Raw genomic sequence first — 17,119 nt, 5'->3', positions numbered from 1 at the left:
ATAAAAGCTTTACAAATGGTTTATTTTCATTTAATAATTAGATGGTATGCGACAAAATTTCTACAGCGTGACGAAGGGTAGGGCTCGATTTTGGAAATCGATATTCAAACATTAATATTTGAATTTATTGGCGGCCTGGGTATATTTCTCTTGGGTATTAAATATATGGGAGATGGACTGCAAAAGTCAGCCGGAGACCGTTTAAGGGATATCCTTGACCGATTTACCAGCAATCCATTTATGGGTGTATTAGCAGGTATTATAGTCACTATTCTGATCCAAAGCAGTACCGGCACCACGGTATTAACCATTGGCCTGGTGAACGCCGGATTTATGAGTTTCAGACAAGCAATCGGGGTTATTATGGGTGCGAATATCGGAACGACAGTAACTGCATTTATTATTGGTTTTGATCTTGGTGCATACGCATTGCCAATTGTTGCTGCAGGGGCTTTCCTGATATTCTTTTTTAAGCATCAGAAAGTAACTGCTGTTGGACAGGCCGTGTTCGGTTTCGGTGCTCTTTTTTTAGGTCTGGAATTAATGAGCAGTGGAATGTCTCCTTTGCGTCACTTGGATGTTTTTAGGGAATTAACCGTAAGCATGAGTGATACACCTATTTTGGGAGTAGTGATTGGTACTGTATTCACTTTAATTGTGCAAAGTTCCACCGCGACCATAGGTGTGCTGCAGGGATTATATGGGCAGGATGCCATAAGTTTAAGTGCGGCACTTCCAGTGTTGTTTGGTGATAACCTGGGAACGACCATCACGGCGATTTTAGCTTCGATCGGTGCTTCTGTAGCTGCCAGAAGAGCTGCATTTACCCATGTAACCTTTAATTTAATCGGGGCAACCATAGGTGTTTTATTACTTGGATTGTTCACACAGTATGTATCATTTCTCCAGGCCCAATTTAGCTTAAATCCGGAAATGACCATTGCTTTCGCGCATGGAAGCTTTAATATTGTTAACACTATTATTCAGTTTCCATTTATCGGAGCATTAGCCTGGTTTATTACTAAGCTTGTACCAGGTAAAGATGTAATTGTTCAATATAAACCGGTACATCTTGATCCCATTTTTATACAGCAATCATCAACCCTTGCATTGGATCAATCAAAGGCCGAGATTATTCGCATGGGAGAATATGCTTCACAGGGATTGGAAGAAACTGCGAAATATTTAAATACAAACCAGCAGAAGCACGCAGAAATGGCGATGCAAATTGAGGGTGCTCTAAATAATCTGGATCGTAAAATTACTGATTATCTGATTGATATTTCCTCAGGTTCATTGTCAGAACTGGAGAGTGCCAAACATACTGCTTTAATGGACACTGTACGGGATATAGAAAGAATTGGCGATCATTTTGAAAACATCATTGAATTAATCGATTATAAAATATCCAATAAAGTTCAAATGACAAACCAAGCGAATGAAGATTTGAATGAAATGTTCGATTTGACCATTCTTACCGTTAAACAGGCAGTCGAAGCACTGCAGGGAACGGATAGGGAAAAAGCTTTGGCAGTCGTGCAAAAAGAAGACCAAATAGACAAGATGGAAAGAAATTTCCGGAAAAAACATATCATTCGTATGAATGAGGGATTATGCACGGGGTCGGCAGGAATCGTATTTGTCGACATTATCAGCAACCTGGAAAGAATCGGTGATCACGCGGTAAACATTGCTGAAGAGGTATTGGGTGATTAATCCTGATGTATTGAAAAAGAAGAAAAGCAGTCGAATGAATACTTCGTTTGTCTGCTTTTCTTCTAATTACATATATTTCAAAGGTAAACAGAAATCTGTATAAAAAGTGTTGACAGAACCTGTCGAACATGATAAATTATATCTTGTCGCTGTCATAGTGAACGATATTGAAAAAGTAATAATTACTTATTTTTTCCCAATTCAATCCACAGTAGCTCAGTGGTAGAGCAGACCGCTAACATCATCGAATTAACTTCTATGTGCAGGTCTGCGAGGAGTGCAGCTTCAAGAATCATCTTGCAACACGACGAGCAATTTATTGAACAACTTTGCCGAATTAACTGGCAGAAATGCATGTATATATTCCACAGTAGCTCAGTGGTAGAGCAATCGGCTGTTAACCGATCGGTCGTAGGTTCGAATCCTACCTGTGGAGCCATGTGGCGGTGTAGCTCAGCTGGCGAGAGCGTACGGTTCATACCCGTGAGGTCGGGGGTTCGATCCCCTCCGCCGCTACCATTTATAAAAACATACGGCGGTCGTGGCGAAGTGGTTAACGCACCGGATTGTGGCTCCGGCATACGTGGGTTCGATCCCCACCGGTCGCCCCATTTAATTAAAAAAATAAGGACCCTTAGCTCAGCTGGTTAGAGCTATCGGCTCATAACCGATCGGTCGCAGGTTCGAGTCCTGCAGGGTCCACCATAATTCCTTGGAGGTATACCCAAGTCTGGCTGAAGGGATCGGTCTTGAAAACCGACAGGCGGGTCAAACCGCGCGGGGGTTCGAATCCCTCTACCTCCTCCATACATAACAATTTCAGATGAAAATTCAGATCGAGTAAGGCTCGGTAGCTCAGTCGGTAGAGCAACGAGCAAAGCTTCTTCCGATTAAGCTTCGAGTAACTCCGAAGCACATAACATCCATGAATAAACTGGAAGATGCAGGAGTAACAGGCCGCCTGCTTCATCGATCAACTACCATGTGCAGGCCTGCGAGGACTGCCGCATCACCGAAAACGCATGCAAAACGACGGGCAACCTTTCGTGACTGCTATGCTCCATAGTAAATACTACTTTAAAATTGGCTCGGTAGCTCAGTCGGTAGAGCAAGGGACTGAAAATCCCTGTGTCGGCGGTTCGATTCCGTCCCGAGCCATCTTGCAAAACAAGCAACTTGCTTGTTTTTTTGTTTCCGCCATAAAAGTGGATGACATATTGGAATACAGTTTCATTCATGAAATAAAAAGGTATAGCTATGATAACCAGGTGTTAATCTTATGCATATAATTTGCAAGAAGTGATATGCTTTGATAATCTTGGATTAAAGGGTGAATTTTCATTCCTTTTAATAAAATCATTTATTAGAGGAGGAAGTAAATCATGGCAAAATTTGAATTACCGGAATTACCATACGCATACGATGCTTTAGAACCTACAATCGATAAAGAAACGATGAACATTCACCACACAAAGCATCACAACACTTATGTTACAAAGCTAAACGCTGCTTTGGAAGGGCATGCGGATCTTCAGGACAAATCCCTGGAGGAGCTTTTATCCAATCTTGATGCAGTACCTGAAAGTGCCCGCACAGCTGTTAGAAATAATGGTGGAGGACATGCAAACCATACATTATTCTGGAAAATTATGTCTCCTAACGGTGGCGGCGAACCATCTGGAGAGCTGGCAGATAAAATCAACAGTAAATTTGGCAGCTTTGAGAAGTTTAAGGAAGAGTTTGAAGCTGCTGCTGCAGGTCGTTTTGGATCCGGCTGGGCATGGTTGGTCCTTGACAACGGAGAAGTGGCTATTACAAGCACACCTAACCAGGATACACCTGTAATGGAAGGTAAAACACCATTATTGGGCCTTGATGTCTGGGAGCATGCCTATTATCTGAAATACCAAAACAAACGTCCTGAATATGCAAAAGCATTTTGGAATGTCGTGAACTGGGACGAAGTAGAAAAAAACTATAATGAAGCAAAATAATAATATGGTTAATTAATAAAGGGAGTATGTGGATTTTTTATTCACGTACTCCTTTTTGCGTGTATAGAAAGCTGTATGCTGGTGTATCATTAGCCGATTTCACATTACAAGTACCCATGCATCTTATTCGATCCGCCTGCTGCATATCTCACTCTTTATTGTTCAAACTAAAAGAAGAGAACAAAAAGGAGTATGGATATGCGAAAAAGTCTTTCATTTATGGATGATATAGATATAAATAAAGATCTGATCTTGCTGTTGGTTATTGGCGGCCTTTATTCATTGGGAATTTTTCTGTCCAATACATTTGTCAATATTTATTTATGGAGACAGTCGGGAGATTATATTACGATAGCTATGTATAATTTGGCTATATTTATATTCCAGCCAATTACATTTATTTTGGCAGGGAAGATTGCCAAAAAGATTGACAGGGTTATTGTACTGCGATTGGGTGTTATTTTCCTTTCTCTTTTTTTTCTGGCTGTTCTACTGATAGGAGACCAGGCAACCAAATATAACTTTATGTTGGGGAGTATCCTTGGGATTGGTTACGGGTTTTACTGGCTGGCCTTTAATGTGCTTACTTTTGAGATTACAGAACCGGAAACGCGGGATTTTTTTAATGGGTTCTTAGGTGTACTCCAGTCTTTCGGTGGTATGATCGGTCCGATATTGGCGGGGACCATTATTGCAAAAATGGAGGATACGATAGGTTATACAGTCATATTTACAATTTCCTTCATATTATTCATTTGTGCAGTTGCCGGCAGCTTCTTTTTGAACAGAAGGCAAGCTGAAGGAAGTTTTCATTTTAGAAGGATTTTGCAGGAAAGGCATAATAATAATAACTGGAAAAGAATTTTGTATGCAAACACCTTTCAAGGTTTGAGAGAAGGAATATTCGCTTTTATCATTGCCATATGGGTCTTCCTTATCACGCAGAGTGAATTTGCTCTGGGGACTTTCAATTTAGTCTTATCCGGTTTATCCCTTTTATTTTATTTTGCTGCAACTAAATTTATTAAGCCTGCTTTAAGGAAAAAAGCAATTCTGACCGGATCACTCATCCTTTATTTTTCCATTTTTATCATTTTATTTGATATCAATTATTTTCGGCTGATTATATATGCTATTTTAATCGGAGTTGCCTATCCGATTATTAATGTGCCTTATATATCATTAACCTATGATGTTATAGGTAAGGCCTGGAAAGCAAAGGATTTCAGGGTGGAATATATTGTTGTACGGGAATTGTTCATTAATATCGGCAGAGTAACTTCCATTTCTGTATTTCTTCTTGCTGTTTCTTTGTTCGATGCGGAGACGGTTATCCCATATTTACTGGCTGTTTTTGGCTTGGGGCCGATATTCATTTATTTATTTTCCAAAAATATTCATTTAGGCAGCAAGCAAAAGAAAGAGGTATTAATTAAAGAACAGATTACCGACGAAAAAAATAGATAAACAGGTTAGAATTTGGGAAATTACGTGCTATAATTATATTTATGATACTTGAAGCATTTGGGGGAGAAGAAAAGAATGGTTAAAAGAAAAAAGAAGAAAAAGGCACAACTTCCCTTTCGTATAAACATACTATTTTTTATCGTATTTTTATTATTCTCCGTGCTGATTATGCAGCTTGGGGTTGTTCAAATATTACAGGGACAGGATTTTCAGGATGAAATTGAACGTACGATTCAGGATACAACCAAGATTCCTGTCCCCCGGGGGAAAATTTATGACAGCAATCATAATGTCATTGTGGACAACAAGCCGTTATATTCCATTACTTATACGCCGGCAAAAGGAACACAGGCTGATGACCGGCTTGAAATTGCTGTGGAGCTGGCAGAGCTTATATCGATGGACAGTGAAGATGACCTGAAAGGGATTACCGAAAGGGATAAGCAGGAATATTGGTATTTAAACAACCAGGATGATGCTGAAGAAAGGCTTAGAGAGTCCGATATTGACACATCCGATTTGAGCAATGCAGAGGTATACAACGAAACACTGGAGTTAATTACGGAAGAGGAATATGAAGATGTTACTGAGAAGGATCTTGAAATTATTGCCATAAAAAAGGAACTTGATAAAGCTTATTCATTAACACCGCAAATCATTAAAAATGAAGATGTAACACCGGAAGAATATGCCCGGGTTGCCGAGAATCTGGACAGGCTCCCGGGAGTTAATGCAACAACAGACTGGGATCGCGATTATCCGTATGGAAATACATTAAGGAACATACTCGGATCGATTACAACCCAGGAGCAGGGGATCCCACGGGAGGAAGAAGACCAATATTTAACGAGAGGTTACTCTCGGAATGATCGTGTGGGCCGAAGCGGTCTGGAAACATATTATGAGGATTTGCTCCGTGGAAGGAAAGAACAAATTCAATATACAACAACAAGTGACGGCAGAGTGATTGAAACAGAAACTGTAGTGGAAGGGGAAAGAGGAAAGGATCTCGTATTGACCATTGATATGGAATTCCAGGAGGAAGTGGACAATATTGTCCAGGAGGAACTGGAAGCAGCCATTAATAAGCATCCATATCAAAATCAATATTTGCAGGATGCACTTGCCGTTGTAATTAATCCAAAAACCGGTGAGCTTCTTGCAGTGAGCGGTCAAACGTATGATCATGATGAAAGGGAAGTCAGTAATGCTGAACAAAAGATTTTATATGATGCGCATGCTCCTGGGTCTACTGTCAAAGGTGCAACTGTACTTGCGGGCTATGAGTCAGGAGTTATTTCACCGGGCCAAACATTTTATGACAGCCCGATCAATATTGCCGGCACACCAAGCAAAGGATCTTACAGTACACTAGGTCCGGTAAATGATTATTCTGCATTAAGCAGATCATCCAACGTTTATATGTTTTATATTGCTTTGAAAATGGGCGGGGAACATCGTTATCCTTTTCCGGAAAACAGTACGGCCAGTTTTAATACAAGTGCTTTTCAGGAAATGCGCAACTATTTCCGTCAGTTTGGCCTTGGCGCCAGGACAGGGATTGATTTTCCATTTGAAAGTACTGGTTACGAAGGACCGGTAAGAAATGATCCGGGACTTTTAATGGACACCGCAATAGGACAGTATGACACTTATACCGCCATGCAATTGGCTCAATATATTGCAACTATTGCCAATGACGGCTACCGTGTTCGTCCGCATTTTCTCAAGGAAGCCCGCAACCCGGTTTCCTCTGATGATGAATTGGGACCTGTTTATCGCAGTACAAATACAGAGGTAATGAACCGTATTCAGATGGATCAATCAGAAATTGAACGTGTGCAGGAAGGTTTTCGCCGGGCATTTCAATTTTCTGAAGGCACAGGGTACGAACATTGGCAGAACAAAGATTATAACCCTGCCGGAAAGACCGGAACTGCAGAGACTGAGTACTATCTTGATGGAAGAAAACTGGCTGATACGAACAACCTCTCATTGGTCGGTTATGCACCGTTTGAGGATCCGGAGGTGGCATTTGCCATCATTGCTCCGTATACAGGAAGAGTAAGTGAACAGCATCAAATTACTCATATGATTGGTACCAGGATTATGGATACGTATTTTGATCTGAAAGAAGAAAGAGATGAGGAAATAAAGGAAGAGAATGAGGGAGAATAATAAAATTGAGGTTGATTCTGACTAACTAAACGCCTATCAGCATAAAAAAACTTGCAGTAATATTTACTGCAAGTTTTTTTATCTCGTTATTTCTTCGGCTATTTCATACATGCTCATGTCACTCGTGAGTTCGAACTCACCAATCTGCACCCTTAAACTGTAATCCTCGTCTTCAATATACTGATTAAATTCTCCGGCATCTTCAATAATATCATTTTCTTCGAGAAGGGAACTGAACTCCGAAGTCGTCATACCTGATTCAATATTTAATGTGTATGTAGTAATCTCTTCTTCCTCTTCATTCTCTTCTTCGCCGGAATCCCCGTTCGAATTATTATCTTCTGTGTTTTCCTCTTCTTCAGCACTCTCGTCGGCTTCTTCAGCTTCATCATTGCTTTCTTCGTTTGCTTCTTCTCCTTCTTCTTCAGCCGGCTCGTTATTGCCTACGGACAAAGAAATATAATCCTGCTCTGAAATAATCCTGTATCCTTCCTCTTCTACAAGCGGCACCATTTCCTCCACTGTTAATTCTTTTGTTTGTCCGGTTCCACTGTCAAAAAAGTAAAAACCGACCAGCATAACAATACCTGCTGTAAGTAACCCGATGGAAAATGATCGTACGGTCTGTTTCATGATTTTCTCCCTCTTTAATATTCTTTTAAGTTAAGAATGGTTTCTTTTTTCAAGGATTTCTTCTGGAAGTTCCTCGGTCAGCAATTCTTCTTCAAGAATCTTGATTTTCTTTTTCATCTGATATGTATCCTGCATGGTCGTGATGGAGAACTGTTCGAGCTGGCTTTCCAGATCTTCTATTCTATCGTTCATAAAAAATGATAGAATAAATAATACGGCCCCAACAGCAATAAGGGCAATGATTCCGTATAACATGTTTATTCCTCCGTTTCTTTTCTACATATAGTTATAACATAGATTGCATAGAGAGAAAACCTTAATTTTTTTCCATTCAATTCTTGCCTATTGGAAGAACATCTGCTATTATAAATAAGTCGAAGAAGAATATTCGCTGCCTAAAAAGCAATTTTCTTATAGTTTGGAGGGAAAATTATGCGCGTAAACATTACTTTGGCTTGTACAGAAACAGGAGATCGTAATTATATATCAACAAAAAATAAACGTACAAATCCTGAACGTATCGAGCTCATGAAATATAGTCCAAGACTGAAAAAACACACTTTGCATCGTGAAACAAAATAAATATGTAACTGCAGAAGCCTTTATCGTTTATGAAGAACGATAGAGGTTTTATTTTTTCTTCCCGCTTATTTCCGTTATAATAAAATTAACATAATATTTTGGCATACAATTTGATGGTCAAGGCATTTTAAAATAAATAAACCGAATTGGGAAACAGATTAAATTAGTAAAAAAGGAGTGTGTTTTCCATAAATAAAAATGCATTAAGAGCAGATACCGTACAAAAACTAAAAAGTTTTCCCGAGAAGGAAAAAAAACAAGTGGAGGAAGCATTTTTAAAGCGATTAACAGATTCAAACATATGGAAAGAGGCAAAAACAATCGGCATTACTATTGCCCAAGGATTTGAATGGGATACCAAACCGTTGATTGAAGCCGGCTGGAAGGATCGTAAAACGGTAGCAGTGCCTAAATGTTCGCCAAAAGGAAAAAAGCTGACATTTTATCAATTGGAAGATTACAGCCAATTGGAAGTTGTCTATTATAATTTAATGGAACCAAAGCCTGAGGAAACAGTAAGAATTACTAAACAGGATATTGATGTTCTATTCGTTCCGGGTTTATTATTCGACAGACAGGGCTATCGGGTTGGGTTTGGCGGGGGTTTTTACGATCGCTTTTTAATTGACTTTCCAAATAAGACTGTATCCATGCTTCATTCAAGTCAGCTGATGGATAGCATACCGAAAGAATCGTTTGATATTCCGGTACAATATTTAATGACGGAAAACGGTTGGTTGGAGGACAGATATGAATAAGGAAAGGTATACAAGACAAATTCTGTTTCAGTCTATCGGAGAACCAGGACAAAAAAAGCTGGAAAACAGCACGGTACTTGTCGTAGGTGCAGGAGCATTGGGGACGGTAATATGTAATCACCTGGTGCGCGCAGGAATAGGGAAGATCCGGATTATCGACAGGGACTATGTGGAAATCAGCAATCTGCAGCGGCAAATGCTATTTGAGGAGGAGGATGTGGAAAAGGCTTTACCAAAAGCAGTTGCAATAAAAGAGAAGTTGCAAAAAATAAACAGCAATGTAATCATTGAAGCTATTACCGGCAATGCATCCACAGAGAATATTGCAGCATTGGCAGCGGGAGTAGATGTTGTTTTGGATGGTACAGATAACTTTGCGACAAGATATCTGCTCAATGATATTTGCTATAAAAAAAATATTCCTTATTCATATGGAGGGGTGGTAAGCTCCAGGGGAATGACAGCCTTTTTTATTCCAAACGAAACTCCTTGCATGCGCTGCGTTATTAAGGAAGGTGGCGATTCCGGCCAGACTTGTGATACGGTTGGTGTGATTTCCCCGGCTGTCGATATGGTTTCTTCTCTGCAGGTAACGGAAACATTGAAATATTTAACCGGGAATAAAGACAGACTGCGAAATACATTGTATACCTTTGATCATTGGCTTAATTACCAGTATGAAATAAAACTTGCCAATAATAATCCGGATTGCCCGACCTGCCAAAAGCAGGATTTTCCTTCCCTGAAACTGAAGGCGGAAACAAGAGAAACTGTTTTATGCGGAAGGGACACAGTGCAGATTCACGAGAAAAAGGAAATGGACCTTGCCGTTTGGGAGGACAGGTTGAAACGTATTGCCAGCACAAAACGGACCCCCTTTTTATTAAAGGCGGAAATTGATCATCAAACCTCATTCGTTCTTTTTCCGGATGGCCGGGTGCTTGTTCAGGGGACGGAGGATATCATTTCCGCAAGAACCTTGTATGACCGTTACATAGGTTCCTAATGTATAATTTTTAACGTAATAAGAATAATAATAACACCATCACTACACTTAGGAGAAGGTGTTAAAATGAGATTCCTTTTATTGTTTACTGTATTATTATCAGCCATCACTTTGCTGTATAAATGGAGATACCGGGTAGTCAATCTGTTATTGGCAATTAGTTTTTTAAGAAGAATGGCTATTTCCATATCCATGAAAATGCCGGGGTTAAGGGAAAAAGTATTGCCGGGTCTTTTCACAAGACGGTCTGCAGGGCCTCAAGAAAATCACTAAGCTTATCTGCAAAAGAAGCTGTTTAAAAAGCAGTTTCTTTTATTATTGTTTTATAAGCATGTAGCTAAGTACCTTTCAAAAGAAATATCTCCCTTAATTTGATATGATGGTTAGGTAAGGGGAGAAGAGGCCATGTATTTAAATGAACAGTACAGCATGTATAAATTAGCTTATCATTTAACAGCAAACCATCACTTTTATGTTTTACATATAAATGAAAAAGCTGAAGAAATATGGCTGGAAAAGTACGAAAATAAAAAGTCCATAGTCATCCGGCTTTTGCACCGCGGGTTTGATTGGAAGAATCATCTAAAAAAGGATATAGCTCAGGTTTTTCAGCGGACTAAGGCGATGAAGCGTGTATTGACCGCTAAACATATTGAAATACATAACGTTTATGTTTCGAATTATCCTCCTGTAGATGACTGGGAATCGCTGAAAAAGCCGATGCAATTAAAAGAAAAAAATCCCCTGAAAATGAAAGTGTATTATTTATCCTATAATGACAGAAGTGAGGAGACTGCAAGATTATTAAAAGAAGTGGATGCATCTGACCTGCCGCAGGAAAAAGAACAGGAAGATATGGTTGATAAAGAAAAAAAGGTGGATGAATATAAACATTACCTAAAATCAGAAGTGGACCGCAAACAAAGGGAAACCGAAGAAGTATTTTCCTATGGAAAGCCCTTTTACACTTATATACTGTTGATTACAAATATGATCATTTTCTTTATCATGGAAGCTGCCGGGAACAGTCAATCCGTGGAAACATTAATTGAGTTTGGAGCCAAATACAACCCTGCAATTATCGAGGGGGAGTGGTGGAGAATTATCAGCTCCATGTTTCTGCACATTGGATTTCTTCATTTATTTATGAATATGCTTGCCGTGTATTATCTTGGATCCATTGTCGAGCGGATATTTGGTTCCGGCCGTTTTATGTTTATATACTTTTTAGCCGGAATCGGGGGAGGGCTGGCTAGTTTTGCTTTTTCCATGAATGTTTCTGCCGGTGCTTCAGGAGCATTATTTGGACTTTTTGGTACCTTGTTGTATTTCGGCATTAATTATAAGCAAATATTTCTGCAAACAATGGGAAGAGGCGTACTGCTGGTAATTATAATTAATATTGTATTCGGATTTACCATTCCGCAAATTGATAATGCGGCCCATCTCGGGGGACTAGTCTTCGGATTCATCGCTTCAGCCATTGTTCATTTGCCAAAAAAACAGAAATGGAAGCAACAGGGGATCGCATTGGTGATATACATGGTAATGATAGCTTCTCTCATTGGCTATGGTATTCAAAATAATGTATCAAACCAAGGCTATTATTTAATGCTCATGGAAGAAACATTGTTGGAGAACGATTATGAGGAAGTTATTGAGTTGGGTACGAAAGCGTTGGAAATGAATGGTGATATGGAAGTAGCAATTCTTTTTCAACGAGCATATGCCTATATTGAATTGGGGGAATATGAGTTCGCTATAGAGGATCTCGAACAAAACGTAACATATCAGGAAGAAGAGTCGGGAGCACCTGAAATGCCAGAAGCTTATTACAATTTGGCTTTATTATATTATCAAATGGATCGGTTGGAAGAGGCCGGAGAAATAATTGAACAAGCCTACGTTTTAGACCCGGAAAATGAAGATTTTATTCAATTGTATGAACAAATTACCGGTGAGCCGCCGAAATGACCCTCAGACGGTCATCTAAAAACAAAGTGGATGCCGTCTGCTTTATTCCCTGCTAAATTTTTGCAGCAACTGTTGCTTTTCTCCATTTAATTCAAAGAGCACCTGCAGATGGTTCTTTTTTTTATCGAATAAAACAATGGGTATATAACTGTTTATACGATCAGTATCTTCGCTGACAATAGGAATAATATAATTTTTATACAGCCCTTCCCATAACTGCCCCATAATTTTATCCGTTTCGTCCTGTGTCATGGAGGGGAGCGGTTCCTTAACGTATTTATTCAGTTCGGTAAGAGGAACCGCCAAATAGTTCTCCTCGTCAACCCCAAAATAAGTAAATAACTGATGCCAGTGAAAAAGCAATTGCTGTTTCGATGCTTTATCCAACAGATTTTTCCACTCAGCTTCATAGCTGTTATTAGGCTCTTTAAAGGATTCCAGAGGTGTTGTCGGAGAATCAATAACATATAAGTAATCCCCGGAAAGGGTGTGAATACTGGTTATCTTGCTATCGTCATTATGAATTTCCCCATGATGGAAACTGATGACTTGAAAGAATCCGCTGTCTTCCTGAAGTATTTTTTCCTTTATTTGAATCACGTCAGTGTCTTCCACCCATTTACTGCGCACCCCCTTAAGCAGTCCATTTTCATATAAAAGGGATACATCCTGGCGCAGATAAAAAGGTTCATCACTTTGCGAACTGGAAGACCATTTTATTTCATACCGATCCTTCTCATTTTCTGCAATTAAAGACAAGGTTGAATCAGCTTCCACAAATGCCCTTTCTTTATTCAATGGAAAAAAGGTTATCGCCGGAGAAGAGATAAATTTAAAACTATATATAATGGTAAAAATTGACACAAGTAAAAATAAGAAAAAAAATAGTCTCCATTTGTTCATACCGCTGCCGCCCCCTAAAATAGCTAGTCCTTTAACATATATGTCTTTTAATACTTGTTTATGAGTGTGTGTTGGGAATAAAGTTGTTCTCTTAGGAGCAGCTGGCAGGACTGTTGAAGAAGAATTGCAACTTGATTATTTACTTCTTTCTATTTTCTTGTATAATTAATTAGGGACTTTTTACTATTACCCTCCACGATCGAATTTGATATAATGAATCTTGGTGACTTTTATATGAAAACCGTCTATGAAGTACAAAAGCTTTTAATAAAATTTGGAACTGTTATTTATACGGGAAACCGCATTGGTGATCTTCAATTGATGGATTCAGAGCTGGATGAATTATTCAACCATCATATGATAAATAAAAATGACTACACACATGCCAAATTGCTCCTGAGAAAAGAAATCACGAAATTAACCGAGAAAAAAGGTGAAGGATCATGCCGGAGAGAATAATTGGAGTGGATATTGGCGGGACAACAATAAAAATAGGATTGATTGACGATCGGGGAAACATAATTAAAAAGTGGGAAATCACAACGAATAAAACCAAAAACAGCACCCTTATTGTTCAGGAAATTTGGGAATCAATTTATCAGGAATTGAGAAGACAGCAAATAAAAGAGAATGAAATTACAGGAATTGGTGTTGGTTCCCCAGGGGTTATTGACGAAGCAAACGGAATAGTATACAACGCTTTTAATGTCGGTTGGCTAAAATATGATCTAGTTCATCAATTTAAAAAGCTCACAACCCTGCCGGTGTATCCGGCTAATGATGCTAACATTGCCTCTTTGGGGGAAAATTGGAAAGGTGCCGGTAAGCAGGTGGAAAATATGTTGATGATTACGCTTGGCACTGGTGTGGGCGGGGGTATCATTACAAATGGTCAACTGCTGACTGGGGAAGCAGGTATGGCAGGTGAAATTGGGCATATGACTGTGGATATTGATGGTTATCGTTGCAGCTGCGGCCGCATAGGATGTGTAGAAACGATTGCATCAGCACCCGGTATTGTCCGTCAGGCAAAGGAATGCATTAGTAAAGAGCCGAAAAGCAAACTGGCACAGATTGAAAAAGTAAGAGGCACAATCTCGGCAAGAGATGTTTTTAACCTTGCCCGCGCAGGGGACAGCAATGCTTTAACAATCAGGAGACATACTGCTGAAAGTCTGGGGTTGCTTATAGCCAATACCGCAGCTGTTTTGAACCCCGCAAAAGTCATCATCGGTGGGGGAATATCACACGCAGGAGCCGATTTTCTTGCTGAAATTCAAACAGCATTTAAACATTTCTCATTTCCCGGAAACTTTTCCTCTTGTGAATTAAAATTAGCACAATTGGGAAATGACGCCGGGATCATTGGAGCTGCATTTCTTGTTAAACAAAAGACACAAAACATGCTATTTTAGATTTGTTATCTATTAAAATAAATTTTTCAAGAAAAACTATGAAACTTTATAGGTAAAACAATCGTCATATATATTGAGATTAATTTGAGGATGAGTTTGTAACAGGCACAAATAGGGTATAAGAGCTATGATCATTACCGACGCAAAAGTTTGAAATTGAATCATTAAAACAATGAAAATATAAAAGAAGATATAAATACGGGGGTTTATGGAATAGTTTTTTCAGGAGGATCAGGTTATGAATTTTAAAAAAATAAATATACCACTATATATTATTGCAGCATTATTATTTGGTTTAAAAACATATATCGTTTATCGGTTTGTTTTTACCATTGATTTGGAAAACTCCATGCAGGAGTTAATCTTATTCGTTAATCCATTTGTTTCGGCATTTTTGATTCTTGCCATCAGTGTATGGTTTAAAAAGCATTCAAGGCAGATGAAATATATTCGTTATATGATGCTTATCGGTACACTGATTGTATTTGCCAATCTGGTTTTTTACCGTTCATTTACGGACTTTATTACGATCCCGCAGTTATTCCAGGGAAGTAATGCAGCCGATTTGGGTTCAAGTATTTTAACCTTAATAAAGCCCTATGATATTTTACTGTTTGCAGATGTAATTCTTGTATGGATTTTAAGCAGGAAAAAAGAAAATGTGATGGCAGTCAATTACCCAAAGAGCGGAAAGGTATTTGCTACCGCTTTGTCATTTGCGTTGCTGGCAGGAAACTTTTTTCTTGCCGAAATGGAAAGACCTCAGTTATTTACACGCGGTTTTGACAGGGAGTACCTTGTAAAAAATATCGGATTGTTTAATTATCACGTTTATGACATTGTCATTAATACAAAAACTCAGTCACAAAAGGTATTTGCGGATGGAAATGAACTACCGGAAATAGAAGATTATGTGGAAGAAAATATTAGAAGTGACCAAGAGTCCGAATTATACGGTATTGCCGAGGATAAAAATGTGATATTTATTTGGGCAGAATCCATTCAGAGCTTTGTCATTGATAACGATGTATACGGCCAGGAAATAACGCCATTTTTAAATAGTCTGGTAGAGGATGAGGATACGTACTACTTTGAAAACTTCTATCATCAGACAGAGCAGGGAAAAACTTCTGATTCTGAGTTTATTGTAGAAAATTCTCTTTATCCATTATCGCGGGGGGCCGCATTTTTTACCCATGCACAAAACGAATACCATGGTCTGACGGAAATGGTAAAAGAAAAAGATTATCATTCAGCTGTATTCCATGCAAATAATAAGAGTTTCTGGAACAGGGATCAAATGTACGACAGTATAGGCGTCGATCATTTTTATGGAGAGGAAGCGTATGAAATATCGGATGAAAATTCAGTTGGCTGGGGCTTAAAAGATAAACCATTCTTCGAACAGTCCATGAAATATTTACAGTCAATGGAAGAACCTTATTTCGCTAAATTTATTACGTTAACCAACCACTTTCCGTTTGAATTGGGTGAAGAGGACCGATCCATCGAACCTTATGATTCGAACTCAAATACACTGAATAACTTTTTCCCTACGGTCAGATATATGGATGAATCCATTGAATTATTCTTTGACCAGTTAAAAGATACAGGAATATATGATGACTCGATTATCATTATCATGGGAGACCATGATGGTATCAGTGCCAACCATAACCGTTCCATGGCCCAATACCTTGATAAAGAAGAAATAACGCCATATGATTATGTGCAGTTGCAACGCGTCCCATTTTTCATTCATATACCCGGACATGGAGAAGGGGAAATAAAATCTGAAATTGCTGGTCAAATTGACGTTAAACCGACCTTACTGCATATGCTTGGCATTGAAACGGCGCATGATTTTTACTTCGGGAATGACCTTTTCCATGACGACCGTAAGGAATTTATTGCCCTGAGAAATGGCGACTTTATAAGTGAAGACTTTGTTCAGGCCAGCGGTGCATGTTATGACAGGGAAACTGGAGAACCCCTGGATGAACAAGGTAATGGAGATAGTCAGGGAGATGAAGCGGAAAGCCCAAGTGCATGTGACCCTATCAGAGAGCAGGTTGAGCTGGAGCTAACGTATTCTGACGATATCGTATACGGAGATCTATTCCGCTTTATAGACATTGATCCAATAACTGATAAAAATTAAGCGTGATCCAAGATTCAATTTCCAATATAAAGAGCCAGCCGACTCCGGCTGGCTCTATTCATGTACAGATTATTTTAAAAACAAGCTTACAGCATTTTTGCTGTAAGCTTGTTTTTACCTCACTATCCGGCTATTTCAGTAATAATGGTGGCGATCGCAAAAAAGCCAAATGCCAATGCTGTTATTCCGGAAAAAACCAATGCGAACATATTTTTAATCTTCAATTGACGTATAACCGAAACAACCGCGAGTATTGCAACAAGTAAAAATATGATTCCCAAAATAATATGCATATTGCTGTTCCTCCTTGTTTGTTCCCCGATTACATTATT

Annotated in this window: 16 protein-coding genes and 6 tRNA genes; 18 read left to right on the top strand and 4 right to left on the bottom strand. The window is 39.0% G+C overall.

Annotation, left to right across the window (positions count from 1 at the left end; genetic code table 11):
• Positions 1 to 90 precede the first annotated feature (90 nt).
• From ACZ42C_RS05425 to ACZ42C_RS05380, 10 genes are all read left to right on the top strand, one after another.
• The gene (locus ACZ42C_RS05425; protein ID WP_461181430.1) at positions 91 to 1,716 is read left to right on the top strand and encodes a Na/Pi cotransporter family protein; all 1,626 of its coding nucleotides are present in this window, start codon (positions 91 to 93) and stop codon (positions 1,714 to 1,716) included.
• Between the two features lie 364 nt (positions 1,717 to 2,080).
• Positions 2,081 to 2,155, top strand: a tRNA-Asn gene (locus ACZ42C_RS05420).
• A 3-nt stretch (positions 2,156 to 2,158) separates the two neighbouring features.
• Positions 2,159 to 2,235 (top strand) — tRNA-Met (locus tag ACZ42C_RS05415).
• 16 nt (positions 2,236 to 2,251) lie between these two features.
• Positions 2,252 to 2,327: transfer RNA gene (locus tag ACZ42C_RS05410), tRNA-His, on the top strand.
• A 17-nt stretch (positions 2,328 to 2,344) separates the two neighbouring features.
• Positions 2,345 to 2,421, top strand: a tRNA-Ile gene (locus ACZ42C_RS05405).
• Positions 2,422 to 2,430: 9 nt separating this feature from the next.
• Positions 2,431 to 2,523, top strand: a tRNA-Ser gene (locus ACZ42C_RS05400).
• A gap of 278 nt (positions 2,524 to 2,801) precedes the next feature.
• Positions 2,802 to 2,874, top strand: a tRNA-Phe gene (locus ACZ42C_RS05395).
• 224 nt (positions 2,875 to 3,098) lie between these two features.
• Positions 3,099 to 3,710, top strand: a complete 612-nt coding sequence (locus tag ACZ42C_RS05390) for a superoxide dismutase (RefSeq protein WP_461181431.1) — start codon at positions 3,099 to 3,101, stop codon at positions 3,708 to 3,710.
• 198 nt (positions 3,711 to 3,908) lie between these two features.
• Positions 3,909 to 5,177 (top strand): MFS transporter, encoded by a 1,269-nt coding sequence (locus ACZ42C_RS05385; RefSeq protein ID WP_461181432.1) that lies wholly within the window; start codon positions 3,909 to 3,911, stop codon positions 5,175 to 5,177.
• A 75-nt stretch (positions 5,178 to 5,252) separates the two neighbouring features.
• A complete protein-coding gene (locus tag ACZ42C_RS05380) occupies positions 5,253 to 7,355 on the top strand; it encodes a peptidoglycan D,D-transpeptidase FtsI family protein (protein WP_461181433.1) in 2,103 nt (700 codons plus the stop codon).
• A 78-nt stretch (positions 7,356 to 7,433) separates the two neighbouring features.
• Here ACZ42C_RS05380 and ACZ42C_RS05375 read toward each other — a convergent pair whose 3' ends face one another.
• Positions 7,434 to 7,988, bottom strand: a complete 555-nt coding sequence (locus ACZ42C_RS05375) for a hypothetical protein (protein WP_461181434.1) — start codon at positions 7,986 to 7,988, stop codon at positions 7,434 to 7,436.
• Positions 7,989 to 8,018: 30 nt separating this feature from the next.
• On the bottom strand, positions 8,019 to 8,243 hold the full coding sequence (locus ACZ42C_RS05370) for a hypothetical protein (RefSeq protein ID WP_461181435.1): 225 nt from the start codon (positions 8,241 to 8,243) through the stop codon (positions 8,019 to 8,021).
• A 177-nt stretch (positions 8,244 to 8,420) separates the two neighbouring features.
• Between ACZ42C_RS05370 and rpmG the strand changes: the two genes are divergently transcribed.
• From rpmG to ACZ42C_RS05345, 5 genes are all read left to right on the top strand, one after another.
• Positions 8,421 to 8,570: a 50S ribosomal protein L33 gene (gene rpmG, locus ACZ42C_RS05365; protein WP_017797039.1), complete on the top strand. Its 150-nt coding sequence runs from the start codon at positions 8,421 to 8,423 to the stop codon at positions 8,568 to 8,570.
• Between the two features lie 179 nt (positions 8,571 to 8,749).
• The gene (locus tag ACZ42C_RS05360) at positions 8,750 to 9,328 is read left to right on the top strand and encodes a 5-formyltetrahydrofolate cyclo-ligase (protein ID WP_461181436.1); all 579 of its coding nucleotides are present in this window, start codon (positions 8,750 to 8,752) and stop codon (positions 9,326 to 9,328) included.
• The gene (locus tag ACZ42C_RS05355; RefSeq protein ID WP_461181437.1) at positions 9,321 to 10,334 is read left to right on the top strand and encodes a ThiF family adenylyltransferase; all 1,014 of its coding nucleotides are present in this window, start codon (positions 9,321 to 9,323) and stop codon (positions 10,332 to 10,334) included. The genes ACZ42C_RS05360 and ACZ42C_RS05355 overlap by 8 nt, the downstream gene beginning before the upstream one ends.
• A 66-nt stretch (positions 10,335 to 10,400) precedes the next feature.
• Complete coding sequence (locus ACZ42C_RS05350; protein ID WP_461181438.1) at positions 10,401 to 10,607, top strand: hypothetical protein; 207 nt, start codon at positions 10,401 to 10,403, stop codon at positions 10,605 to 10,607.
• Positions 10,608 to 10,739: 132 nt separating this feature from the next.
• The gene (locus ACZ42C_RS05345; RefSeq protein ID WP_461181439.1) at positions 10,740 to 12,308 is read left to right on the top strand and encodes a rhomboid family intramembrane serine protease; all 1,569 of its coding nucleotides are present in this window, start codon (positions 10,740 to 10,742) and stop codon (positions 12,306 to 12,308) included.
• A 42-nt stretch (positions 12,309 to 12,350) separates the two neighbouring features.
• Here ACZ42C_RS05345 and ACZ42C_RS05340 read toward each other — a convergent pair whose 3' ends face one another.
• The gene (locus tag ACZ42C_RS05340; RefSeq protein ID WP_461181440.1) at positions 12,351 to 13,211 is read right to left on the bottom strand and encodes a hypothetical protein; all 861 of its coding nucleotides are present in this window, start codon (positions 13,209 to 13,211) and stop codon (positions 12,351 to 12,353) included.
• Between the two features lie 234 nt (positions 13,212 to 13,445).
• Between ACZ42C_RS05340 and ACZ42C_RS05335 the strand changes: the two genes are divergently transcribed.
• From ACZ42C_RS05335 to ACZ42C_RS05325, 3 genes are all read left to right on the top strand, one after another.
• Positions 13,446 to 13,670 (top strand): YqgQ family protein, encoded by a 225-nt coding sequence (locus tag ACZ42C_RS05335; RefSeq protein WP_461181441.1) that lies wholly within the window; start codon positions 13,446 to 13,448, stop codon positions 13,668 to 13,670.
• A complete protein-coding gene (locus ACZ42C_RS05330; RefSeq protein WP_461181442.1) occupies positions 13,655 to 14,626 on the top strand; it encodes an ROK family glucokinase in 972 nt (323 codons plus the stop codon). Before ACZ42C_RS05335 ends, ACZ42C_RS05330 begins: the two co-directional genes overlap by 16 nt.
• A 238-nt stretch (positions 14,627 to 14,864) precedes the next feature.
• Positions 14,865 to 16,787 (top strand): LTA synthase family protein, encoded by a 1,923-nt coding sequence (locus ACZ42C_RS05325; RefSeq protein WP_461181443.1) that lies wholly within the window; start codon positions 14,865 to 14,867, stop codon positions 16,785 to 16,787.
• 122 nt (positions 16,788 to 16,909) lie between these two features.
• Here the strand turns inward: ACZ42C_RS05325 and ACZ42C_RS05320 are convergent, their stop codons facing one another.
• Positions 16,910 to 17,080, bottom strand: coding sequence for a DUF2759 family protein (locus tag ACZ42C_RS05320; RefSeq protein WP_461181444.1), 171 nt, complete (start codon positions 17,078 to 17,080; stop codon positions 16,910 to 16,912).
• Positions 17,081 to 17,119 lie beyond the last annotated feature (39 nt).

Source organism: Virgibacillus kimchii (assembly GCF_055379185.1).
The sequence above is the reverse complement of the archived record's forward strand: the minus strand, read 5'-3'. Positions and strand labels throughout refer to the sequence as shown.